Genomic DNA, 22,698 nt, shown 5'->3' with positions numbered 1-22,698 from the left:
AGGGGACGGTAGGCGGGGACACGCGGGAGGGCCCGGTCCGGCGGATGCCGGACCGGGCCCTCCCCGTCGCTGAGGTCAGCCCGCCCGGTAGGCGGTCCAGCTGCTGCTCATGCGGGCCACCTGGCCGGCGGTGAACTGGTACATGCAGGAGTCGTAGGTGTAGTCCATGAAGTTGTGGATCGGGTCCGCACCCGACTTCTTGGTGCAGCTGTCGCGCCCGGTCGGGCACTCGTACGCGGCGCTCTTCTCGGCCGGGGTGTCGGAGACGTAGTCGCCGTTGCCGTTACAGCCGCCCTGGAAGGTGTGGTAGAGCCCGAGCCAGTGGCCGACCTCGTGGGTGGCGGTGTCGCCCTCGTTGTAGTTGGCGGAGGAGCCGCCCGGCAGCGAGCTGTCGAGCACGACCACGCCGTCCATCGTGGGGTTGGAGGCGTAGGAGGTCGGGAAGGTCGCCCAGCCCAGGAGGCCGCCGGAGAGCTTGGCGGTGTAGAAGTTGAGCGCGCCCGGGCCGCCCTTGCGCAGGGTGTTCTTCATGTCCTTCTCGGCCTGGGAGCCGGAGGCCAGGTTGTACCAGGAGGCGTTGTCCGTGTAGTCGGTCGACGCCAGGGTGAACTGGAAGTTCGTGTTGACGTTGCCGCTGCCCTGGCCGCCGTAGGCCGCGTTGAGGACGGAGAGCTGGTTGCTGACGTCCGTGGACGTGAGCTTGCCGGCGGTGCCGGAGTGGACGACGTGGAAGTACACGGGGATGTTCACCACGGCCTCGGCCGCGGCCAGGCTGCGCTGCGGCTGGTTCTTGAGGGCCTTGTCCAGCTTCGACTTGAGGTCGGAGTCCATGGCCTTGGCCTGCGCGTCAGTGAGCTCGTTCGGCTCGTCCGCGCGCTCGTCGTGGGCGCGGGCCACGCGGGCGTTGGCGGGGGCGGCTGCCCCGTCGGCGCACACCTCGGCGGGGCTCTTGGCGGCCGCGAGCGTGGTGGGGGCGGCGAGCGGGGTGAAGGCCAGGGTTCCGGCCAGGACAGCCGTGCCCATCAGGCGGCGGCGGAGAAGGGGGGATATGCGGGCGGACGCGCGCACGTGTGCTCCTCGCGAGTGGGGGGTGGTGGGGGGTGGTGGCCTGAAGGATCTTCTTCAGCTGGCGCGAAGCTTATGTGTGCATGACATATTCAGGTCAAGGGTCTTGCGTAAAAGATTTGTTGCTTCGAACGCACAAAGGGCACCTGGTATGTACCAGATGCCCCTTGTGGCAGAAGAATTGACGGTCGTTCAGGAGATCAGCGAACGGGGTGGTAGGACCGCTCGACCTTCTGGGTCCCGTTCAGGGTCCGGTAGGAGCGGGACCACGCGGACGTCGCGTCCGGCCGGCGCTTGTCGGATATGACGTAGTAGTCCATCTGCGAGCGCTCCGGCGTCACGTCCAGCACGCCGTAGCCGTGCGCGTCCATGTCGAGCCACTTCGTGTGCCAGTTGGCAGCCTTGATGGCGGTTTCGGCCACCAGCGAGACCGTGTTCGGCAGCACGTGCAGGATGTCGTCGAGGTTGTCGGAGGTCACCGACGTGACGACGAACTCCGTCGCAGCCGTGCCCGAGCCCGGATAGGTGGCCATGTTCATCGGCACCTCGTTCGCCCAGGCCATGTGGATGTCGCCGGTCAGGAACACCGTGTTCCGGATGTTTCGTTCCTTCAGGTGGCCCAGCAGCTCCTTGCGGTCGTCCGTGTACCCGTCCCACTGGTCCACGTTGATCGCGATGCCGCCCTCGGGCAGCCCGAGCAGCTTGGTGAACGGCCCCAGCAGGTGTGCGGGCAGCGAGCCGAAGGCCACCGGCGAGATCATCACCGAGGTGCCGACCAGCTTCCAGGTCGCGTCGGAGCCGGCGAGGCCCGCCTTGAGCCAGTCCAGTTGGGCGCGCCCGGTGATGGTGCGCTCCGGGTCGTCCACCGATCCGCTGCCCACCTTGGCCTGCTGCGAACGGAAGGAGCGCAGGTCGAGCAGGTGCAGGTCGGCGAGGGTGCCGAAGCGGAGCCTGCGGTAGACGGTGCCCGCGGTGGAGGTCCGTACCGGCATCCACTCGAAGTAGGCCTGCTTGGCGGCCTCGGCGCGGGCGGTCCAGTCGCCCTCGGCCCCCGGGGTGTGGTTCTCGGCGCCGCCGGCCCACATGTCGTTCGCGAACTCGTGGTCGTCCCAGATGGCGATGACCGGGTGTGCCTGGTGCATGGCCTGGAGGTCCACGTCCGTCTTGTACGTGCCGTGCCGGGTGCGGTAATCGGCCAGCGAGACGATCTCGTGCTTCGGCTCGTGCTGGCGCACGGTGTACTTCGCCTCCGGGTAACCCCCGGACTGGTACTCGTAGATGTAGTCGCCCAGGTGCAGGATCGCGTGCAGGTCCGTGCGGGCGGCCAGGTGGCGGTAGGCGGAGAAGTAGCCGGACTCCCAGTTGGCGCAGGAGACCACGCCGAAGCGGACTCCCGGGGTCGTCACGCCGTGGGCGGGGGTGGTCAGGGTGCGCCCCACGGGGGAGACCGCCGAGCCGGCGGTGAAGCGGTACCAGTACGGCGTCTGCGGCCGGAGCCCCCGCACGTCCACTTTGACCGTGTGGTCCGAGGCGGCGCCGGCCGTGACGGTCCCTGAGCCGACGACGCGGGAGAAGGCCTGGTCGGCGGCCACCTCCCAGCCGACCTGGACGGTGGGGCCGATACCGGATCCGGGGACGGCCTCGGGGGAGGGGGTGACGCGCGTCCACAGCAGGACGCCGTCGGGCAGCGGATCGCCCGAGGCGACGCCGTGCAGGAAGGCGGGGGCGCTGCCCGCCGCATGGGCGGTTCCGGCGCCCAGCGTGGCGAGGGGGGCCAGTGTGGCGGTGGCGGCCGCGGCGAGGACGACGGTACGGCGGCGGGGGGTCGACGCGGCGGGGTGAGGGGTGAGATGACTGGTCACGGACCATCACATTACCGACGGGTACACCCCTGGGAACAGATGTCGGAATGCAACGAGCGGGCGAACTCTCGGAGTTCGCCCGCTCGCCGGTGCTGCCGGAAGGGAAGTCGTGTCCCGGAACGTCCCGGATCAGCCCTGCAGGGCCTTGTCGATCGCGGCCGTGAACGCCTCCGCCGTCTGCGGGGTGTCGATCTTCTTGCCGTCCATCTTCAAGGTCGGCGTGCCCTTCACCCCGGAGTTGTCGAAGACCTTCGACATCTCCAGCGCCCACCGGTCGTAGGTGCCGTCCTCGACGGCCTTCTTGAACTCGGCGTTGCCCTTGAGCGCCGGAACGGTGTCCGCGACCTTCAGCAGGTAGTCGTCCTTGGCGAAGCTGTCGACGGTCTCCTCGGGGTGCTGCTCCTTCGAGTACAGCGCCCCCTTGAACTCCAGGAAGGCCTCCGGGCTGACGTTCAGCGCGGCGCCCAGCGCGCTCAGCGCGTTCTTCGAGCCCTCGCCCTTGACCGCGTTGTCGATGAAGGTGGCGCCGACGTACTGGAGCTTGTACTTGCCCGCCTCGACGTCCTTCTTGATCTGCTCGCCCGCGGCCTGCTCGAAGGAGGCGCACGCCGGGCAGCGCGAGTCCTCGTACAGCTCCAGGGTCTTCTTCGCGTCGGCCTTGCCGACGACGACCGTGGTGCCGTCGTCACCCGAGGTGTTCTTGGGCTTGACCAGCTCGGCCTTGGCGGCCTTCTCCCAGTAGTCGGGCTCGTTGGCCTTCATGACCCCGTAGGCGATACCGCCGGCCAGGCCCAGCGCGGCCACGACCCCGACGCCGACTATGACCTGTCGACGGATCTTGTCCTTCTTGGCCTGCGCCGCGCGCTCGGCCCGAAGCCGCTCGCGGGCCGCCGCCTTGTTCGCCTGGCTGTTGCGTGAACTCATCATGATCTCCGTGGTGTGCGACGTGGGGAAGGGACTGCCGTACGTGCGTCAGGCGCGCGCGAGCGCACCGAGCACGGGAGGTCCCCGCCGTCCCACGGAGTGCGCGGGGAAGCGCGTACGGGCCCCGGCTCCCGCCGGGACCGGCCGCCGCGCCCGCCGTGCCGGCCGACGGGCCCCCGCCAGCGCGGCCGCCGCCATCCGCAGCGGCCGGAACGCGAAGGCGGCCACCGCCCGCAGCAGCCGGCCCAGCGCCCGCTCACCGTGGTGCAGCCAGGCGGCGGCGAGCAGCCCCACCGAGACATGGGCGCCGAGCAGCAGCCACGGCGTGTACGGGCCGGGCGAGGCCAGCAGCGCGGCCGTACCGGCGGCGGGCCCGGTCACCTCGGCCAGCGGACCGCCCACCGGCGTGCCCCCGCAGAGCTCCTCCAGGCCCATGGCGCGCAGCGGCCCCGCGACCGGCCCACCGGCCGGGCCGTAGCAGAGGTGCTGCCCGGCGGTGAAGACGGTGTCGGCGGCCAGCTCCAGCGGTACGAGCAGCCCCGCGATGGGGCCGAAGCCGCGCTCACGGCCCGCGAGGGCCCAGGCGATCGCGAACACGCCCGCGAAGGCCCCGGCCACCATCGCCGGAGGCAGCGGGACCCGGGACATCAGGACGTGCGAGCCGGAGGAGAGCAGCACGACGACAGCGCTGAACAACGCGGCCCGCAGCCCTCTGAGTCCCGTCCCGGAAAAGTCCATCCTCGCGAGTGTGCCACGTGTTCCTGTGGGAGCCGTTTCAGGGGGTGAGACGGCCGTTGCGGAAGAGGTCCACGAAGATCTGGTGGTCGGCGCGCGCCCGCGCCCCGTAGGCGTGGGCGAAGTCGACCAGCAGGTCCGCGAAACCCTCCTCGTCCGAGGCGATCGCCGCGTCGATGGCCCGCTCGGTGGAGAACGGCACCAGGGACTGTCCGCTCTCCGCCTCGTCGGCCGACGCGTGCATGGTCGCCGTGGCCCGGCCGAGGTCGGCGACCACCGCGGCGATCTCCTCGGGGTCGTCCAGGTCCGACCAGTCCAGATCCACCGCGTACGGGGACACCTCCGCCACCAGCTGGCCGGTGCCGTCCAGCTCCGTCCAGCCGAGCCAGGGGTCGGCGTGCGCCTGGAGCGCCCGCTGCGAGATCACCGTGCGGTGCCCCTCGTGCAGGAAGTACTCCCGCACCTCCCGGTCCGTGACGTGCCGGGAGGCGGCCGGGGTCTGCGCCTGCTTGAGGTAGATCACGACGTCGTTCTCCAGCGCGTCGCTGTGCCCCTCCAGCAGGATGTTGTAGGAGGGCAGGCCCGCCGAGCCGATGCCGACGCCCCGGCGGCCGACCACGTCCTTGACCCGGTAGGAGTCGGGGCGCACGAGGGACTCGTCGGGCAGGGTCTCCAGGTACCCGTCGAAGGCCGCCAGCACCTTGTAGCGGGTCGCGGCGTCCAGCTCGACGGAACCGCCGCCGCAGGCGAAGCGGCGCTCGTGGTCCCGTATCTCCGTCATCGAGTCCAGCAGGGAGAAGCGGGTGCGGCAGCGGGCCGAGCGCAGCGCGTCCAGCAGCGGGCCCTCGGCGGTGTCCAGGGTGAAGGAGGGGACCTCGTCCTTGTCGGGTGCCTGGTCCCGGACGGCCAGCAGGCGGATCCGCTCCCGGTAGGCCCCGGCGTAGATCCGCACCAGCTCGCTTATCTGGCCGTCGCTGAGCGCCTTGGTGTAGCCGATCAGCGCGACGGAGGCCGCGAAGCGCTTGAGGTCCCAGGTGAAGGGGCCGACGTACGCCTCGTCGAAGTCGTTGACGTTGAAGATCAGCCGGCCGTTGGCGTCCATGTACGTGCCGAAGTTCTCGGCGTGCAGATCGCCGTGGATCCACACCCGGCCCGTCCGCTCGTCCAGGTACGGACCGCCGTGCCGGTCCCGCTCCAGGTCGGAGTAGAAGAGGCAGGCCGTGCCCCGGTAGAAGGCGAAGGCCGAGGCCGCCATCTTGCGGAACTTGACCCGGAAGGCAGCGGGGTCGGCGGCGAGCAGTTCACCGAATGCGGTGTCGAACACGTCGAGGATCTGCTCGGCACGCTGCTCGTCGGTCGTCTCGGGGACCGCCATGGCGGGTTCCTCCTGGTGCACGGGGTGGTACGGGCTCTGCCGGACCGGACGCGGGACCGGCGCCCCTGGTTCTGCAACGCCCGACCGTACCGCCGCGTGCCCGTGATCTGTCACCCGTGGGACGTAGGATTCGAAGCTGCCCCGTCCCCCCGCCGCCAGGAGACCAGCGCCGTGCCCCAGACGCCGTTCACGCACCTGCACGTCCACACCCAGTACTCGCTGCTGGACGGTGCCGCGCGGCTGAAGGACATGTTCAACGCGTGCAACGAGATGGGCATGACGCACATCGCCATGTCCGACCACGGCAACCTGCACGGGGCCTACGACTTCTTCCACTCCGCCCAGAAGGCCGGGGTCACGCCGATCATCGGCATCGAGGCGTACGTCGCCCCCGAGTCCCGGCGCAACAAGCGCCGCATCCAGTGGGGCCAGCCCCACCAGAAGCGCGACGACGTCTCCGGTTCCGGCGGTTACACCCACAAGACGATCTGGGCGGCGAACGCCACCGGCCTGCACAACCTCTTCCGGTTGTCCTCCGACGCGTACGCCGAGGGCTGGCTGACGAAGTGGCCGCGCATGGACAAGGAGACCATCGCCCAGTGGTCCGAGGGGCTGATCGCCTCCACCGGCTGCCCCTCCGGCGAGCTGCAGACCCGCCTGCGCCTCGGCCAGTTCGACGAGGCCCTGAAGTCGGCCTCCGAGTACCAGGACATCTTCGGCAAGGACCGCTACTTCCTGGAGCTGATGGACCACGGCATCGAGATCGAGCGCCGGGTCCGCGACGGGCTGCTGGAGATCGGCAAGAAGCTCGGTATCCCGCCGCTGGTGACGAACGACTCGCACTACACCTACGCCAGCGAGGCCTCCGCCCACGACGCCCTGCTGTGCATCCAGACCGGCAAGAACCTCTCGGACCCCGACCGCTTCCGCTTCGACGGCTCCGGCTACTACCTGAAGTCGACCGACGAGATGTACGCGATCGACTCCTCGGACGCCTGGCAGGAGGGCTGTGCCAACACCAGGCTGGTCGCGGACCAGATCGACACCGAGGGCATGTTCACGTTCCGGAACCTGATGCCGAAGTTCGACATCCCGGAGGGCTACACCGAGGTCACCTGGTTCCGCGAGGAGACCATGCGCGGCATGCACCGCCGCTTCCCCGGGGGCATCCCCGAGGACCGCATGAAGCAGGTCGAGTACGAGATGGACACGATCATCTCGATGGGCTTCCCGGGCTACTTCCTCGTGGTCGCCGACTTCATCATGTGGGCCAAGAACCAGGGCATCGCGGTCGGACCCGGCCGAGGCTCCGCGGCCGGCTCGATCGTCGCCTACGCCATGGGCATCACCGACCTCGACCCGATCCCGCACGGCCTGATCTTCGAGCGCTTCCTCAACCCCGAGCGCGTGTCCATGCCCGATGTCGACATCGACTTCGACGAGCGCCGGCGCGTCGAGGTGATCCGGTACGTGACCGAGAAGTACGGCGCCGACAAGGTCGCCATGATCGGCACCTACGGCACCATCAAGGCCAAGAACGCGATCAAGGACTCGGCCCGCGTGCTGGGCTACCCGTACGCCATGGGCGACCGCCTCACCAAGGCCATGCCCGCCGACGTCCTCGGCAAGGGCATCCCGCTCTCCGGCATCCTCGACCCCTCGCACCCCCGCTACGGCGAGGCCGGCGAGATCCGCGGCATGTACGAGAACGAGCCGGACGTGAAGAAGGTCATCGACACCGCCCGCGGTGTGGAGGGCCTGGTCCGCCAGATGGGCGTGCACGCCGCCGGCGTGATCATGTCCAGCGAGACGATCACCGATCACGTACCCGTCTGGGTGCGGCACACCGACGGCGTCACCATCACCCAGTGGGACTACCCGAGCTGCGAGTCGCTCGGCCTGCTGAAGATGGACTTCCTGGGCCTGCGCAACCTCACGATCATGGACGACGCCGTCAAGATGGTGAAGGCCAACAAGGGGATCGACATCGACCTCCTGGCCCTCCCGCTCGACGACCCCAAGACCTTCGAGCTGCTCGGCCGCGGCGACACCCTCGGCGTCTTCCAGTTCGACGGCGGGCCCATGCGCTCCCTGCTGCGGCTGATGAAGCCGGACAACTTCGAAGACATCTCCGCCGTGTCGGCCCTCTACCGGCCGGGCCCGATGGGCATGAACTCGCACACCAACTACGCCCTGCGCAAGAACAAGCAGCAGGAGATCACCCCGATCCACCCCGAGCTGGAGAAGCCGCTCGAAGAGGTGCTCGCGGTGACCTACGGCCTGATCGTCTACCAGGAGCAGGTCCAGAAGGCCGCCCAGATCATCGCCGGCTACTCGCTCGGCGAGGCCGACATCCTGCGCCGCGTCATGGGCAAGAAGAAGCCCGAGGAGCTGGCGAAGAACTTCACGATCTTCCAGGCGGGCGCCCGCAAGAACGGCTACTCCGACGAGGCCATCCAGAAGCTCTGGGACGTCCTGGTCCCCTTCGCCGGCTACGCCTTCAACAAGGCCCACTCGGCCGCCTACGGCCTGGTCTCCTACTGGACCGCCTACCTCAAGGCGAACTACCCGGCCGAGTACATGGCGGGTCTGCTCACCTCGGTCAAGGACGACAAGGACAAGTCCGCGATCTACCTGAACGAGTGCCGCCGCATGGGCATCAAGGTGCTCCCGCCGAACGTCAACGAGTCCGAGTCGAACTTCGCCGCCCAGGGCGACGACGTGATCCTCTTCGGCCTCACCGCCGTCCGCAACGTCGGCCAGAACGTCGTGGACTCGATCATCAAGACCAGGAAGGCCAAGGGGAAGTACTCCTCCTTCCCTGACTTCCTGGACAAGGTCGAGGCCGTCGTCTGCAACAAGCGCACCATCGAGTCGCTGATCAAGGCCGGCGCCTACGACGAGATGGGCCACACCCGCAAGGGCCTGGTCGCCCACCACGAATCCATGATCGACAACGTGGTCGCCGTCAAGCGCAAGGAGGCCGAGGGGCAGTTCGACCTCTTCGGCGGTATGGGTGACGACAGCGGCGGCGACGAGCCCGGCTTCGGCCTCGACGTGGAGTTCTCCGACGTCGAGTGGGAGAAGTCCTACCTGCTCGCCCAGGAGCGCGAGATGCTCGGGCTCTACGTCTCCGACCACCCGCTCTTCGGTCTGGAGCACGTGCTCTCCGACAAGACCGACGCCGGAATCTCCCAGCTGACCGGCGGTGAGCACTCCGACGGCGCCGTCGTCACCATCGGCGGCATCATCTCGGGCCTCCAGCGCAAGATGACCAAGCAGGGCAACGCCTGGGCCATCGCCACCGTCGAGGACCTCGCCGGCTCCATCGAGTGCATGTTCTTCCCCGCGACCTACCAGCTCGTCTCCACCCAGCTGGTCGAGGACACCGTCGTCTTCGTCAAGGGCCGCCTCGACAAGCGCGAGGACGTCCCCCGCCTGGTCGCCATGGAGATGATGGTCCCCGACCTCTCCTCGGCCGGGACCAACGCCCCCGTGGTCCTCACCATCCCCACGGTCAAGGTCACGCCCCCGATGGTGACCCGTCTGGGAGAGATCCTGCGCCACCACAAGGGCAACACCGAGGTCCGGATCAAGCTCCAGGGGCCGCGGACCACCACCGTGCTGCGCCTCGACCGGCACCGCGTCCAGCCCGACCCGGCCCTCTTCGGCGATCTCAAGGTCCTGCTCGGACCGTCCTGCCTGGCCGGATAGCGTCGTCCGCCACCCGCCCGAAAGGGGGCCTGCCCGGTGTCGCCGGGCAGGCCCCCTTGCGGTTCTCGGCCGTCACAGACCGGCGCGAAGGCGTCAGTTGTGTCCGAACTTCTTCTGCTTGCTCTTGTGGGCCAGGTCCATCGGACTCGGCGCCTGGGACGACTGCTCGGGGGAGTCCGAACGCGACGCGTCCTGCCCGGACGAGCGGGTCTGCTGCTTCGCCGGCTGCTTCTGGTTCTTGTTCTTGGCCATGGTGGAGCCTCCGTGAGGGTCTAGGGGCCAGGACCGCCTTCACACTCACACAGCACCAGAAACCGCGCATTTTGGATCATTACCGCGTGTAGCCGAGGGTGGTGCCCCGCCGCCGCGTGAGATCCGCCACGCCGATGATCGAGTTCCGGCCTTCAACGCCCGCGAGGTCGGGCAGACTCGGGGAACCCGCGAAAACACGTGGGGACCCCCAGGGAAGAGGGTGGAACGCGTGGACCGCTGCGTCGTCCTGGTGGACGCCGGCTACCTGCTGGGTGCCGCCGCCAGCCTTCTCGCCGGGGAGCCCTCCCGCTCCCGGATCACCGTCGACCATGCCGCCCTGATCCAGGGCCTGCGCGAGCGGGCCGAGGCCGACACCCAGCAGCCCCTGCTGCGCATCTACTGGTTCGACGGCGCACCCGACCGGGTGCCGCAGCCCGAACACCGCAGACTGCGCGTCATGTCCCGGGTCACGGTCCGGCTCGGCGCCCTGACCCGCAGCGACGGCCGCTGGGCGCAGAAGGGCGTCGACGCCGCCATGCACGCCGAGCTCACCGAACTCGCCCGCAACCGCGCCTGCTCCGACGTGGTCCTCGTGACCGGCGACGGCGACCTGCTGCCCGGCCTGATGTCCGCCAAGGAGCACGGGGTCGCGGTCCACCTGTGGGCCGTCCAGGCGGCCGACGGCGACTACAACCAGTCCGAGGACCTCGTCGCCGAGGCCGACGAACGCCGCGTCCTCGACCGGGCCTGGATCACCCGTGCCGTCCGCGCCAAGGACCTCGCCGGACTCTGCTCCCCGCCGCCCGTGCCCCGCCCCGACATCGCGGCCATCCTCTCGGCGCCGCTGCCCGAGGCCGCGCTCGCCGAGGCCGCCCGCAACGGTGCCGCCGCCCCCGCGGAGGACGACCGGGAGGCCGTCCCCGTACCGGCGCCGACCGCCCCCGGCGGAAAGAGCGTCCCCACGCCCAAGGACCTCGCCGGGGCCCTGCGCGCCACCGGACCGCACAGTGGCCAGCAGGCCGCGGCGAGCAGCGCGCCGTCCTCCGCCAGCGCCCTGCGCTGGTCCTCCGACCGGGGCTGGATCGACCGCGCCGGACCGCTGGGCGAGCCCGCCGAGACCGCCTCGCTGCCCACCCTCGCCCAGCTCACCAGCGCCGAACAGCGCTGGGCCGACCGGGAGGAGGACATCACCACCGTGGGCGGGGACCCATTCGAGGTGGGACAGGTGTTCGCCCGGCGCTGGATGGAACGCCTCCCGGAGACCGCACACCTCCAGAAACTGGCCACCATGTACCCGCGCATCCCGCACCGGATCGACGGCGAGCTGCTGCGCTACGCCGCCCGGTTCGGCCTGCTCGCGCACAAGGACGACCAGATCGACGAGCACGACCGCTACGCCATCCGCGCCGGGTTCTGGAGGGAGATCGACGTCCGCGCCGCCGCTGAGCACGTCGCCGCGGTACCGGCCGCCGCACCCGGAACGGGACCCGCCGACCTGTCCGCCCCGCTGACCCCGGCGGCCGAGTAGGGGCGGGAACCCCGTAGGCTGCTCCCTCGTGAGTACGGGCACAGCACAGGCGCAGGACAGCACGGCGGCGGCCGCGGGAGCGGCGTCGGACGTGGTCTGCACGGTGCGTGACCTGGTCAAGACGTATCCCGCGGTGCGCGGGCGGCGCGGAGCCCCCGCCCTGCCCGAAACCCGCGCCAACGACGGCGTCAGCCTCGACGTCCGGCGCGGCGAGATCTTCGGCCTGCTCGGCCCCAACGGCGCCGGCAAGTCCACCCTGGTCCGCCAGCTCACCGGCCTCATGCGGCCCGACTCGGGCACCGTGACCCTCCTCGGCCACGACCTCGTGCGCCACCCCCGACGGGCCTCCAGACTGCTCTCCTACCTCGGCCAGGAGTCCACCGCCCTCGACGAGCTCACGGTGGCGCTGGCCGCCGAGACCACCGCACGGCTGCGCGGGCTCGACGTACGGTCGGCACGCGCCGCGCGCGACGCCGTACTGGAGGAACTCGGACTGGCAGGGATCGCCGGGCGACCCCTGAAGAAGCTCTCCGGCGGCCAGCGGCGCCTGGCCTGCGTCGCCGCCGCGCTCGTGGGCGAACGGCCCGTGCTGGTCCTCGACGAACCCACCACCGGAATGGACCCGGTGGCCCGGCGGGCCGTGTGGGCGGCGGTGGACCGCCGCCGCGCCCGGCACGGCGTGACCGTGCTGCTCGTCACCCACAACGTCATCGAGGCCGAGACGGTCCTCGACCGGGTCGCCGTCATCGACCAGGGCAAGGTCATCGCCTGCGACACGCCGACCGCGCTGAAGGCGCGCGTCTCGGGCGAGGTCCGGCTGGAGCTGGTGTGGCGCGAGGGCGCCCCGCTGGAGGTGCCGGAGGTCGCCCGGCTGCGCGAGCGGGCGGTCGAGTCGGGGCGCCGCTGGGTGCTCCGGCTGGCGCCGGACGAGGCACGGGCGGCGGTCGCCTCGGTCACCGGGGGCCCGGCCTTCTCCGCGCTCGACGACTTCACCCTGGCCACTCCCAGCCTGGAAGACGTGTACCTGGCCCTCGGCGGCAGGACGAAAGGGCTGGTGAAGTCGTGAGCGACCGTTCGACGGGGGGCGTCCGGGCCGTGCTCGCGCCCGATGCCGCACCCACGGCTCAGGCCGCACCGGCCGCGCTTCCCACGGGCTGCGCACGGGAACCTCAGGCCGCGCCGCTGGCGCCCGCCGCGCGCTTCCTCCCCTCGCTGGCCGCCGTCTACCGCGCGCAGCTGTCCCGGGCGCGGGTGGCCCGCATTCCGTTGCTGTTCGTGGCGACCTTCCAGTCCGTCGGAATCATGATCCTGATGCGGGGCGTCGTCGACGGGGGATCCGAGGCCCGGGCCGTCGTGGCCGGGTCCTCGGTGCTGGTCGTCGCCTTCGTCGCGCTGAACCTGCTCGCGCAGTACTTCGGGCAGTTGCGGGCCGGCGGCGGACTCGACCACTACGCCACCCTGCCGGTGCCGCCCGCCTCGGTGGTGCTGGGCGCGGCCGCCGCCTACGCCTCCTTCACGCTGCCGGGGACGCTGGTCACCGCCGTCCTCGGATGTCTGCTCTTCGGCCTGCCGATGGGCGGACTGTGGATCCTGGCCGCCGTGGTGCCGCTGGCCGGAGCCGCGCTGGCCGGGCTCGGCGCGGCCCTGGGGCTGCTGGCACCGCGGCAGGAGCTCGCCACCCTCGCGGGGCAGCTCGGCATGTCGGCGGCGCTGCTGCTGGGCGTGCTGCCGCCCGAGCGGATGCCGGCCGTGATCGTGTGGGCGCGGGACCTGCTGCCGTCCACCTACGGGGTGGAGGCCTTCGCGCGGACCTTCGAGGCGTCGCCGGACTGGGCCGCCGTCGTCTTCGACCTCGGCGTGTGCGCGGCCGTCGGGGTCGTCTCCCTGGCCGTGGCGACCTGGGCGTACCGCCGGGCGGCCGTCCGCTGACACCACCGCCGGACACACCTGGCACGATGTGGGGGTGACCGAAGCCGTGACCCCGCAGTCCCCGTTCGACCCGCCACCGTCGCCGCCCGAGAAGCCGGGCGGCACCGCCGCGGCCATCCGCCCGGAGGACATCCGCGACGGGGCCGTCGTGGCCCTGGCGGTCGGGGTGGCCGGGCTGCTCCTCGGCCTGCTGTGGTGGTGGCTCGCGCCCCGGGTGCAGTACGTGTCCAACGGCGAGGCGGTGTTCCTGCGCAACAGCGAGAGCGAAGCGCGGATCGCCGCCGACGGGACCTTTTTCCTGCTGGCCCTGGGGCTGGGCGTGGTGAGCGCCGTCGCCACCTTCCTGTGGCGCCGGGCCGGCGGGGTGCCGCTGGTGATCGGTCTCGCCGTCGGGTCCTGCTTCGCCGCGCTGGCGGGGTGGCGGTTCGGACTGTGGCTCGGGTCCTCGTCGACGGACCTGGCCGCGGCGGCCTCCGCCGCCGGCAAGGGGGTGCCGTTCGATGCGCCGCTGGAACTGCTGGCGTACGGGGCGCTGCTGGCCTGGCCGATGACCGCGGTGCTGCTGCACCTGGGGTTGACCGCGCTGTGGACGCCGAGGGAACCGGAGCCGGATCCGCTGTACGGGTGGAGCGGCCACTACCGGCCGGCGCCGCCGGCCGGGGTGCCGCTGCCGCCCGCCGACGCCGGCCCGACCGCGTCCGAGGCCCCGCGCACCTGACCCGTCCGGGGCGGTGGGCCGGCGGCGCCGCGCGAAGGCCCGCCCTCCCGCGCTGCCCGGGACCGCGCCCGGAAGGGCCCGCCCTTCGGGCGGACGGCGCCCCTATCGCGACACGCCCTATGCCCGGCCGATCGGGGCGAGGGTGGCTCCCGTGAGGCTGGTCAGGTCCGACGGGGAGAGTTCGATCTCCAGGCCGCGGCGGCCCGCCGAGCAGCAGATCGTGGAGTGTTCCGTCGCGGAGTCGTCGATCACCGTGCGCAGCCGCTTGCGCTGGCCCAGCGGGGAGATGCCGCCGCGGACGTAGCCCGTGGTGCGTTCGGCCAGGGCCGGGTCCGCCATCGCCGCCCGCTTGCCGCCGACCGCCGTCGCCAGCGCCTTCAGGTCCAGCGACCCGGAGACCGGGACCACCGCCACCGTGAGGACGCCGTCCACGTCGGCCACCAGGGTCTTGAAGACCTGCGTCGGAGAGACCCCCATGGCCTCGGCCGCCTCTTCGCCGTACGAGGGGTGCGACGGGTCGTGCTCGTACGCGTGCGTGGTGAAGGCGACTCCGGCCGCCGTCAGGGCCGCGATCGCCGGAGTGCCGGCTGCCTGCTTCGTCTTCTTGGCCATCGGTCCCCCGTCGGTCGGTTCAGTTGGGGCTCGTCGGAGCCCGGGTCAGGTCCACCGCCGGAAGCGACGGCAGGTGACGGATCACCGCCGTCTCCGTGCGCAGCAGTTTCAGCTCCTCCGCCAGCCGCGTCGCCGTGTCCGGGGCCTGGAGCAGCCGCTGCTTCGCCGGGACGTCCAGCACCGCCGCCGCGGCCACCAGGTACGACACCACCGAGGGCTCGTCGGGCAGTTCGGCGCCCGTCAGGGACCGCTCGCGAGCCCCGGCCAGCCGCTTCTGGTAGTTGCGGAAGGCACGCAGCACACCCTCTGCGAGGACCCCGGCGCCGTCGCCCGCGTCCTCCGGGAGCTCCTCCAGGTCCGCCGTCAGGAAGGGCCCCGAGGAGTCGACCGAGAGCAGCCGGACCCGCGTCGTACCGGTCGCCAAGACCTCGAAGGTGCCGTCCTCCCGCTCCCGGATCGTCGCCGCCTCCGCGATGCAGCCCACCCGGTGGAACGCCTGGATCGGGTCCGACCCGAAACCCGCGGTCGGGCCGCGCTCCGGCATGGACGTCGGGTCCGGCAGGCCGGACGCGGTCGGGGCGGCCTCCCGGCCGTCGCGGATCGCGACGACGGCGAAACGGCGCGGCTCGTCCTCGCCCGACTTCAGCAGCTCGCGCATCATGGCGCGATAACGCTCCTCGAAGACGTTCAGCGGGAGGACGAGGCCCGGGAACAGCACCGAGTTCAGCGGGAAGAGGGGCAGGCGAACGGTGGTCACGACGCACAGGGTAATCGTCCGCGGACGCAGCCCGTCACCCCCCGCCGCCGCAGTCGGGGGGCCTCCGCCGCCGGCCCCGGAGCCGGATCCCGCCGCCGAATCGGCGCGGCGCCCGGGGGCGGCCGGATCCGCCGGTCCCCCGTCCGGGCCGGCCCGCTCCGGCGGTTCCGCCCGGCCGCCGCGCACGTGCGGGTGAACGCCCACGGGCGCCTGTGGTGCCCGTGGCGTGTATCAGCCAGTGATACGGGCGGACGGTGGCGCGTGGCGGTCTGAGAGAATTGGGAGGTGATCTCTCGTATCGACCTGCGCGGTGACGCCCTCCCCGAGGGCGGCGCCCTGCGCGATCTGCTGCCCCGTGCCGAGTTCGACGTGGAAGCCGCCCTGGAAAAGGTGCGGCCCATCTGCGAGGACGTGCATCATCGTGGCACGGCGGCGCTGATCGAGTACGCGCAGAAGTTCGACGGAGTGACGTTGGAGCAGGTCAGGGTGCCCGCTGAGGCTCTCAAGGCCGCCCTCGACGCGCTCGATCCGGCCGTCCGCGCAGCCCTTGAGGAGTCGATCCGGCGGGCCCGGACGGTGCACCGCGAGCAGCGCCGCACCGAGCACACCACCCAGGTGGTCCCCGGCGGCACCGTGACCGAGAAGTGGGTTCCGGTGGAGCGTGTGGGGCTGTACGCCCCGGGCGGCCGCTCGGTCTACCCGTCGTCCGTCGTCATGAACGTGGTGCCGGCCCAGGAGGCGGGCGTCGAGTCGGTCGCGCTCGCGTCCCCGCCGCAGAAGGAGTTCGGGGGCCTGCCGCACCCGACCATCCTCGCCGCCTGCGCCCTGCTCGGCGTGGACGAGGTGTACGCGGTCGGTGGCGCCCAGGCCGTGGCGATGTTCGCCTACGGGACCGAGGACTGCCGTCCCGCCAACATGGTCACCGGCCCCGGCAACATCTGGGTCGCCGCCGCCAAGCGCTACTTCACCGGACGCATCGGCATCGACACCGAGGCCGGCCCGACCGAGATCGCCGTCCTCGCCGACTCCACGGCCGACCCGGTCCACGTCGCTGCCGACCTCATCAGCCAGGCGGAGCACGACCCGCTGGCCGCGGCCGTCCTCGTCACGGACTCCGCCGAGCTCGCGGACGCGGTCGAGAAGGAGCTGGAGCCGCAGGTCGCCGCGACCAAGCACGTCGAGGACCGGATCAAGCCCGCCCTCGCCGGCAAGCAGTCCGCGATCGTCCTGGTCGACAGCCTGGAGGACGGTCTCAAGGTCGTCGACGCCTACGGCGCCGAGCACCTGGAGATCCAGACCGCCGACGCGGCCGCCCTGGCCGCCCGCGTCCGCAACGCCGGCGCGATCTTCGTCGGCCCGTGGGCCCCGGTCTCCCTCGGCGACTACTGCGCCGGCTCCAACCACGTGCTGCCCACCGGCGGCTGCGCCTGCCACTCCTCGGGCCTGTCCGTGCAGTCCTTCCTGCGCGGCATCCACATCGTCGACTACACCCGCGACGCCCTCGCCGAGGTCACCCACCACGTGGTCACCCTGGCCGAGGCGGAGGACCTGCCCGCCCACGGTGCCGCCCTCAAGGCACGCTTCGGATGGAAGGTGCCCACCCCGTGAGCATCGGCATCGACGACCTCCCCATCCGGGACGAACTGCGCGGCAAGAGCCCGTACGGCGCCCCGCAGCTGGACGTGCCGGTTCAGCTGAACACCAACGAGAACCCCTACGAGCTGCCCGCGGAGCTCGTCGCGCGCATCGCCGAGCGCGTCGCCGAGGCCGCCCGCACCCTCAACCGCTACCCGGACCGGGACGCGGTCGAGCTGCGCACCGAGCTGGCCGCCTACCTCACGCGTACCGGCAAGCACCCGGTCACGCGGGAGAACGTATGGGCCGCCAACGGCTCCAACGAGGTCATCCAGCAGCTGCTGCAGACCTTCGGTGGGCCGGGCCGCACCGCGATCGGCTTCGAGCCCTCCTACTCCATGCACGCGCTGATCTCCCGCGGTACCGGCACGGAGTGGATCTCCGGCCCGCGCCGCGAGGACTTCCGCATCGACGTGGCGGCCGCGGAGCGGGCGATCGCACAGCACGCCCCCGACGTCGTCTTCATCACCTCGCCCAACAACCCCACGGGCACCGCCGTCGAGGCGGAGACCGTCCTGGCCCTCTACGAGGCGGCCCAGGCGGCCAAGCCCTCCCTCGTCATCGTCGACGAGGCCTATGTGGAGTTCAGCCACCGGGACTCCCTGCTGCCCCTCATCGAGGGCCGCCCCCACATGGTGGTGTCCCGGACCATGTCCAAGGCCTTCGGCGCGGCCGGCCTGCGCCTGGGCTACCTGGCCGCGCACCCCGCCGTCGTCGACGCCGTGCAGCTGGTGCGCCTGCCGTACCACCTGTCCGCCGTCACCCAGGCGACGGCCCTGGCGGCGCTGGAGCACACCGACACCCTGCTCGGCTACGTCGAGCAGCTCAAGTCCGAGCGGGACCGCCTGGTCGCCGAACTGCGCGCCATCGGCTACGAGGTCACCGAGTCCGACGCGAACTTCGTCCAGTTCGGGACGTTCGAGGACGCGCACACCGCCTGGCAGAAGATCCTCGATCACGGGGTCCTGGTCCGGGACAACGGCGTACCCGGCCGGCTGCGGGTCACCGCCGGCACCCCGGCAGAGAACGACGCGTTCCTGGAAGCGGTTCGCGCACTGAAGAAGGAGCAGCACGCATGAGCCGCATCGGACGGGTCGAACGGACCACCAAGGAGACCTCCGTCGTCGTCGAGATAAACCTCGACGGAACCGGCCGGGTCGACGTCTCGACGGGCGTGGGCTTCTACGACCACATGCTCGACCAGCTCGGCCGCCACGGCCTCTTCGACCTCACCGTCAAGACCGACGGCGACCTGCACATCGACTCCCACCACACCATCGAGGACACCGCCCTCGCGCTCGGCGCCGCCTTCCGGCAGGCGCTCGGCGACAAGGTGGGCATCTACCGCTTCGGCAACTGCACCGTGCCGCTCGACGAGTCCCTCGCCCAGGTGACCGTCGACCTGTCCGGCCGCCCCTACCTCGTGCACACCGAGCCCGAGAACATGGCGCCGATGATCGGCGCCTACGACACGACGATGACCCGGCACATCCTGGAGTCCTTCGTCGCGCAGGCCCAGATCGCCCTGCACGTCCACGTCCCGTACGGGCGCAACGCCCACCACATCGTGGAGTGCCAGTTCAAGGCCCTCGCCCGCGCGCTGCGCTACGCCGCCGAGTTCGACCCGCGCGCCGCCGGCATCCTGCCCTCCACGAAGGGCGCCCTCTAGCAGTGAACGGGCTGAACACCATCCTGATCGTCCTCGGCCTCTTCCTGGCCGGGGGCGTCTACTCCTTCCAGAAGCAGCAGATGCCCAAGTCGGTCATCATCCTGCTCGCCCTCGCCTCCGCGATGTGTCTGGCAGCCGGAGTCCTGCGAATCCAAGGAATCTGGGAATGAGCACAGCACACCCCACCAAGAAGGTCGTGGTCCTCGACTACGGTTTCGGCAACGTCCGCTCCGCCGAACGCGCCCTCGCGCGCGTCGGCGCGGACGTCGAGATCACCCGCGACTACGACAAGGCCATGGACGCCGACGGACTCCTCGTCCCCGGCGTCGGCGCCTTCTCCGCCTGCATGCGGGGACTCAAGGACGTCCGCGGCGACTGGATCATCGGCCGCCGCCTCTCCGGCGGACGCCCGGTCATGGGCATCTGCGTCGGCATGCAGATCCTCTTCGAGCGCGGCATCGAGCACGGCGTGGAGACTTCAGGTCTCGACGAGTGGCCCGGCACGGTCGGCCCGCTCAAGGCCCCGGTCGTCCCGCACATGGGCTGGAACACCGTCGAGGCCCCGGCCGACAGCCAGGCCTTCGCCGGTCTGGACGCCGACGCACGCTTCTACTTCGTGCACTCCTACGCGGCGCGCGAGTGGACCCTGGAGACGACCAACCCGCTGATCCGCGCCCCCAAGGTCACCTGGGCCACGCACGGCGAACGCTTCGTCGCGGCGGTGGAGAACGGAGCCCTGTGGGCGACCCAGTTCCACCCCGAGAAGTCCGGCGACGCCGGCGCCCAGCTCCTCACCAACTGGATCGAGACCCTCTGATGCCGAACCCGCTCGAACTCCTTCCCGCGGTCGACGTCCGCGACGGCCAGGCCGTCCGCCTCGTCCACGGCGTCTCCGGCAGCGAGACGTCCTACGGCTCCCCGCTGCAGGCCGCCCTCGCCTGGCAGGCCGCGGGCGCCGAATGGCTCCACCTGGTCGACCTGGACGCCGCCTTCGGCACCGGCGACAACCGTGCCCTGGTCGCCGAGATCACCCGCGCCATGGACATCAAGGTCGAGCTGTCCGGCGGCATCCGCGACGACGCCTCGCTCGCCGCGGCCCTCGCCACCGGCTGCACCCGCGTCAACCTCGGCACCGCGGCCCTGGAGACCCCCGAGTGGGCCGCCAAGGCCATCGCCGAGCACGGCGACAGGATCGCCGTCGGCCTCGACGTGCGCGGCACCACCCTCAAGGGCCGCGGCTGGACCAGCGAGGGCGGCGACCTCTACGAGACCCTGGCCCGCCTCGACTCCGAGGGCTGCGCCCGCTACGTCGTCACCGACATCGGCAAGGACGGCACGCTCACCGGCCCCAACCTGGAGCTGCTGCGGAGCGTCTGCGCCGCCACCGACCGGCCCGTCGTCGCCTCCGGAGGCATCTCCTGCCTCGACGACCTGCGGGCCCTGTCCGAGCTGGTGCCGCTGGGCGTCGAGGGCGCGATCGTCGGCAAGGCCCTGTACGCCAAGGCCTTCACCCTGGAAGAAGCCCTGAAGGTGGTCTCCGCATGAGCAACACCTCCGACGCCGGCGCCGTGCGCCGCATCTCCTCCGGCGGCCCCTACGAGGACGTCATCGGCTACTCCCGAGCCGTGCAGCTGCCCAACGGCCTCGTGCTGGTCTCCGGCTGCACCGCGGCCGACGCGGGCGGCCCGTACGACCAGACCGTCGCGGCCTTCGGCGTCGCCTTCAAGGCCCTCGCCCAGGCCGGCCTCGGCCCCGAGGACGTCGTCCGCACCCGCATGTACCTGACGCACGCCCGCGACGTGGACGAGGTGGGCCGCGCCCACAAGGAGCTCCTCGACGCGGTCCGCCCGGCCGCGACGATGCTCATCGTCTCCGGTTTCGTCGACCCGTCGATGGTCGTCGAGGTGGAGGTCGAGGCGTACCGGGCGGTGCCCGCATGAGCCTCGCCGTACGCGTGATCCCCTGCCTGGACGTGGACAACGGCCGGGTCGTCAAGGGCGTCAACTTCCAGAACCTGCGCGACGCGGGCGACCCGGTGGAGATGGCCAAGCTGTACGACGCCGAAGGCGCCGACGAGCTGACCTTCCTCGACATCACCGCGTCCTCCGGCAACCGCGAGACCACCTACGACGTGGTGCGCCGCACCGCCGAGCAGGTCTTCATCCCGCTGACCGTGGGCGGCGGCGTCCGCACGGCCGACGACGTCGACAAGCTCCTGCGCGCGGGAGCGGACAAGGTGGGCGTGAACACGGCCGCCATCGCCCGGCCCGAGCTGATCCAGGAGATCGCGGAGCGGTTCGGCCGGCAGGTCCTCGTCCTGTCGGTCGACGCCCGCCGCACCGGGTCGGGGTCCTTCGAGGTCACCACGCACGGCGGTCGCCGGGGCACCGGCATCGACGCCGTCGAGTGGGCCCACCGGGCAGCGGAGCTGGGGGCCGGCGAGATCCTGCTGAACTCGATGGACGCCGACGGCACCAAGGACGGCTACGACACCGAGATGATCGCGGCGGTCCGTAAGCACGTCACCGTGCCGGTGATCGCCTCGGGCGGCGCGGGCCGCCTCGCGGACTTCGCCCCGGCGATCGAGGCGGGAGCGGACGCCGTGCTCGCGGCATCCGTCTTCCACTTCGGCGACCTCCGCATCTCCGAGGTCAAGGCCGCCCTCCGCGAAGCCGGTCACCCCGTCCGCTAGGTCCTGTCCCGCGCCGGGTGGGAGCACCGCCCGGCGCGGGCCATGGTCCGCAGTCGGTCACAGCGCCGGGGCGGGTCGCGGACGTCCCGCCTGCCCCGCGGCGCCCGGCGCGCACGCTCACCGCACGCCTAGAGGCCCAGTTCGGCCACCGTCAGTTTGGCCACGGCCTCCTGCTCGCCGTCCAGCGTCACCACGGCGGACGCCTGCCGGCCGAAGCAGAACAGCGTCAGCTCGCCCGGCTCGCCCGTCACCGTGACCACCGGCGCACCCTTGTGCGCCACCGCGGTCTGCCCGTTCGGGCGCCTCAGCACCAGACCCACCGGCGAACGGCGCCCCGTCAGCCGTGCCATCTTCTCCAGACGGGACCACAGCGCGTCCGAGAACACCGGGTCCAGCTCCCGCGGGGACCAGTCCGGCTGGGCCCGGCGGACGTCCTCCGCGTGGACGTAGAACTCCACCGCGTTCGCCGCCTCGTCGATCTGCTTCAGCGCGTACACCGACATCCGCGGCGGCCCGGTGCGGATCAGCCGGACGAGCTCCTCGTACGGCTTGGCGGCGTACTCGGCCATCGCCGCGTCCAGCCGCCCCTTCAGCACGTTCAGCAGCAGGCCGCCCGCCGCGTCCGGCCGCCGCTCCCGCACCACCACGTGCGCGGCCAGCTCGCGGCACCTCCAGCCGGTGCACAGCGTGGGGGCCTCGGGGCCGGCCGCCTCCAACAGGTCCGCCAGCAAAAGGCGTTCACGCTTCGCATGGGTAGACATGCGGGCCAGCCTACGGCCGGAACGCGCCGGATGCCCGCCCATCGGACGGACATGGATCACCACACCCATCCGGGCCCGGCACAATGGGCCCATGAGTACGCCCCCCCGCCCCGGCAACCTCGACCCCGCCATCGCCGCGCGCCTCAAGCGCTCCGCCGACGGCCTGGTACCGGCCATCGCCCAGCAGTACGACACCGGTGAGGTGCTCATGCTCGGGTGGATGGACGACGAGGCCCTGCACCGCACCCTGACCACCGGCCGCTGCACGTACTGGTCCCGCAGCCGGCAGGAGTACTGGGTGAAGGGGGACACGTCCGGCCACTTCCAGCACGTCAAGTCCGTCGCCCTCGACTGCGACGCCGACACCGTGCTCGTCAAGGTCGACCAGGTCGGAGCCGCCTGCCACACCGGATCCCGCACCTGCTTCGACGACGACGTCCTCCTCCGCGCAGCCGACTAGGTAGGGGTCC

At 71.4% G+C, this 22,698-nt stretch carries 23 protein-coding genes; 14 read left to right on the top strand and 9 right to left on the bottom strand.

Features of this window, described 5'->3' with window-relative positions:
• Positions 1–75: 75 nt before the first annotated feature.
• The 5 genes from R4Z63_RS08195 to R4Z63_RS08175 all read right to left on the bottom strand — a co-directional run bounded on the left by R4Z63_RS08195 (position 76) and on the right by R4Z63_RS08175 (position 5,961).
• A complete protein-coding gene (locus R4Z63_RS08195) occupies positions 76–1,023 on the bottom strand; it encodes a zinc metalloprotease (protein ID WP_384451225.1) in 948 nt (315 codons plus the stop codon).
• A gap of 242 nt (positions 1,024–1,265) precedes the next feature.
• Positions 1,266–2,927, bottom strand: coding sequence for an alkaline phosphatase D family protein (locus R4Z63_RS08190; protein ID WP_384451125.1), 1,662 nt, complete (start codon positions 2,925–2,927; stop codon positions 1,266–1,268).
• A 129-nt stretch (positions 2,928–3,056) separates the two neighbouring features.
• Complete coding sequence (locus tag R4Z63_RS08185; RefSeq protein WP_384451227.1) at positions 3,057–3,851, bottom strand: DsbA family protein; 795 nt, start codon at positions 3,849–3,851, stop codon at positions 3,057–3,059.
• A gap of 48 nt (positions 3,852–3,899) precedes the next feature.
• Positions 3,900–4,589: a hypothetical protein gene (locus R4Z63_RS08180; RefSeq protein ID WP_037926846.1), complete on the bottom strand. Its 690-nt coding sequence runs from the start codon at positions 4,587–4,589 to the stop codon at positions 3,900–3,902.
• 37 nt (positions 4,590–4,626) lie between these two features.
• On the bottom strand, positions 4,627–5,961 hold the full coding sequence (locus tag R4Z63_RS08175) for a DUF2252 domain-containing protein (protein WP_037926843.1): 1,335 nt from the start codon (positions 5,959–5,961) through the stop codon (positions 4,627–4,629).
• A gap of 171 nt (positions 5,962–6,132) precedes the next feature.
• Here R4Z63_RS08175 and dnaE point away from each other — a divergent pair, with 171 nt between their 5' ends.
• Complete coding sequence (gene dnaE, locus R4Z63_RS08170; protein ID WP_384451129.1) at positions 6,133–9,675, top strand: DNA polymerase III subunit alpha; 3,543 nt, start codon at positions 6,133–6,135, stop codon at positions 9,673–9,675.
• A 93-nt stretch (positions 9,676–9,768) separates the two neighbouring features.
• On the opposite strand, the gene R4Z63_RS08165 is transcribed toward dnaE, so the two are convergent.
• The gene (locus R4Z63_RS08165; RefSeq protein ID WP_172671389.1) at positions 9,769–9,927 is read right to left on the bottom strand and encodes a hypothetical protein; all 159 of its coding nucleotides are present in this window, start codon (positions 9,925–9,927) and stop codon (positions 9,769–9,771) included.
• Between the two features lie 220 nt (positions 9,928–10,147).
• Here R4Z63_RS08165 and R4Z63_RS08160 point away from each other — a divergent pair, with 220 nt between their 5' ends.
• Genes R4Z63_RS08160 through R4Z63_RS08145 form a run of 4 tightly spaced genes read left to right on the top strand, consistent with a single transcriptional unit; the run spans position 10,148 to position 14,102 of the window.
• A complete protein-coding gene (locus R4Z63_RS08160; RefSeq protein ID WP_384451132.1) occupies positions 10,148–11,455 on the top strand; it encodes an NYN domain-containing protein in 1,308 nt (435 codons plus the stop codon).
• Positions 11,456–11,483: 28 nt separating this feature from the next.
• A complete protein-coding gene (locus tag R4Z63_RS08155; RefSeq protein ID WP_384451135.1) occupies positions 11,484–12,521 on the top strand; it encodes an ABC transporter ATP-binding protein in 1,038 nt (345 codons plus the stop codon).
• On the top strand, positions 12,518–13,384 hold the full coding sequence (locus tag R4Z63_RS08150; protein ID WP_078556932.1) for an ABC transporter permease: 867 nt from the start codon (positions 12,518–12,520) through the stop codon (positions 13,382–13,384). The genes R4Z63_RS08155 and R4Z63_RS08150 overlap by 4 nt, the downstream gene beginning before the upstream one ends.
• A 28-nt stretch (positions 13,385–13,412) precedes the next feature.
• Positions 13,413–14,102, top strand: a complete 690-nt coding sequence (locus tag R4Z63_RS08145) for a hypothetical protein (RefSeq protein WP_052031196.1) — start codon at positions 13,413–13,415, stop codon at positions 14,100–14,102.
• Positions 14,103–14,219: 117 nt separating this feature from the next.
• Here R4Z63_RS08145 and ybaK read toward each other — a convergent pair whose 3' ends face one another.
• A complete protein-coding gene (gene ybaK / locus R4Z63_RS08140; RefSeq protein ID WP_384451140.1) occupies positions 14,220–14,714 on the bottom strand; it encodes a Cys-tRNA(Pro) deacylase in 495 nt (164 codons plus the stop codon).
• A 19-nt stretch (positions 14,715–14,733) separates the two neighbouring features.
• Positions 14,734–15,471, bottom strand: a complete 738-nt coding sequence (locus R4Z63_RS08135) for an LON peptidase substrate-binding domain-containing protein (protein ID WP_384451143.1) — start codon at positions 15,469–15,471, stop codon at positions 14,734–14,736.
• A gap of 285 nt (positions 15,472–15,756) precedes the next feature.
• Between R4Z63_RS08135 and hisD the strand changes: the two genes are divergently transcribed.
• From hisD to hisF, 8 genes are read left to right on the top strand one after another with little or no spacing between them, the layout of a single operon-like run.
• Positions 15,757–17,079 carry a histidinol dehydrogenase gene (gene hisD / locus R4Z63_RS08130; protein ID WP_037926831.1) on the top strand — a complete coding sequence of 441 codons (1,323 nt, stop codon included), beginning with the start codon at positions 15,757–15,759 and terminating at the stop codon, positions 17,077–17,079.
• Positions 17,058–18,185 carry a histidinol-phosphate transaminase gene (locus R4Z63_RS08125; RefSeq protein WP_037926828.1) on the top strand — a complete coding sequence of 376 codons (1,128 nt, stop codon included), beginning with the start codon at positions 17,058–17,060 and terminating at the stop codon, positions 18,183–18,185. Before hisD ends, R4Z63_RS08125 begins: the two co-directional genes overlap by 22 nt.
• Positions 18,182–18,775, top strand: a complete 594-nt coding sequence (gene hisB, locus R4Z63_RS08120; protein WP_037926825.1) for an imidazoleglycerol-phosphate dehydratase HisB — start codon at positions 18,182–18,184, stop codon at positions 18,773–18,775. The genes R4Z63_RS08125 and hisB overlap by 4 nt, the downstream gene beginning before the upstream one ends.
• 2 nt (positions 18,776–18,777) lie before the next feature.
• Positions 18,778–18,945 carry a hypothetical protein gene (locus R4Z63_RS08115; protein WP_030855494.1) on the top strand — a complete coding sequence of 56 codons (168 nt, stop codon included), beginning with the start codon at positions 18,778–18,780 and terminating at the stop codon, positions 18,943–18,945.
• Positions 18,942–19,592 carry an imidazole glycerol phosphate synthase subunit HisH gene (gene hisH, locus R4Z63_RS08110; protein ID WP_384451150.1) on the top strand — a complete coding sequence of 217 codons (651 nt, stop codon included), beginning with the start codon at positions 18,942–18,944 and terminating at the stop codon, positions 19,590–19,592. Before R4Z63_RS08115 ends, hisH begins: the two co-directional genes overlap by 4 nt.
• Positions 19,592–20,320, top strand: coding sequence for a bifunctional 1-(5-phosphoribosyl)-5-((5-phosphoribosylamino)methylideneamino)imidazole-4-carboxamide isomerase/phosphoribosylanthranilate isomerase PriA (gene priA, locus R4Z63_RS08105; RefSeq protein WP_384451153.1), 729 nt, complete (start codon positions 19,592–19,594; stop codon positions 20,318–20,320). Before hisH ends, priA begins: the two co-directional genes overlap by 1 nt.
• On the top strand, positions 20,317–20,715 hold the full coding sequence (locus R4Z63_RS08100) for a RidA family protein (protein WP_037926815.1): 399 nt from the start codon (positions 20,317–20,319) through the stop codon (positions 20,713–20,715). The genes priA and R4Z63_RS08100 overlap by 4 nt, the downstream gene beginning before the upstream one ends.
• Positions 20,712–21,467: an imidazole glycerol phosphate synthase subunit HisF gene (gene hisF, locus R4Z63_RS08095; protein WP_037926812.1), complete on the top strand. Its 756-nt coding sequence runs from the start codon at positions 20,712–20,714 to the stop codon at positions 21,465–21,467. Before R4Z63_RS08100 ends, hisF begins: the two co-directional genes overlap by 4 nt.
• 128 nt (positions 21,468–21,595) lie before the next feature.
• Here the strand turns inward: hisF and R4Z63_RS08090 are convergent, their stop codons facing one another.
• The gene (locus tag R4Z63_RS08090) at positions 21,596–22,228 is read right to left on the bottom strand and encodes a TIGR03085 family metal-binding protein (protein ID WP_384451156.1); all 633 of its coding nucleotides are present in this window, start codon (positions 22,226–22,228) and stop codon (positions 21,596–21,598) included.
• 91 nt (positions 22,229–22,319) lie between these two features.
• Here R4Z63_RS08090 and hisI point away from each other — a divergent pair, with 91 nt between their 5' ends.
• Complete coding sequence (gene hisI / locus R4Z63_RS08085; RefSeq protein ID WP_384451159.1) at positions 22,320–22,688, top strand: phosphoribosyl-AMP cyclohydrolase; 369 nt, start codon at positions 22,320–22,322, stop codon at positions 22,686–22,688.
• The last annotated feature ends 10 nt before the right edge of the window (positions 22,689–22,698 follow it).

The organism is Streptomyces sp. PL-29 (genome assembly GCF_058344425.1).
Note: the sequence above shows the minus strand (reverse complement) of the source record. Positions and strands in the feature narration are given on the sequence as shown.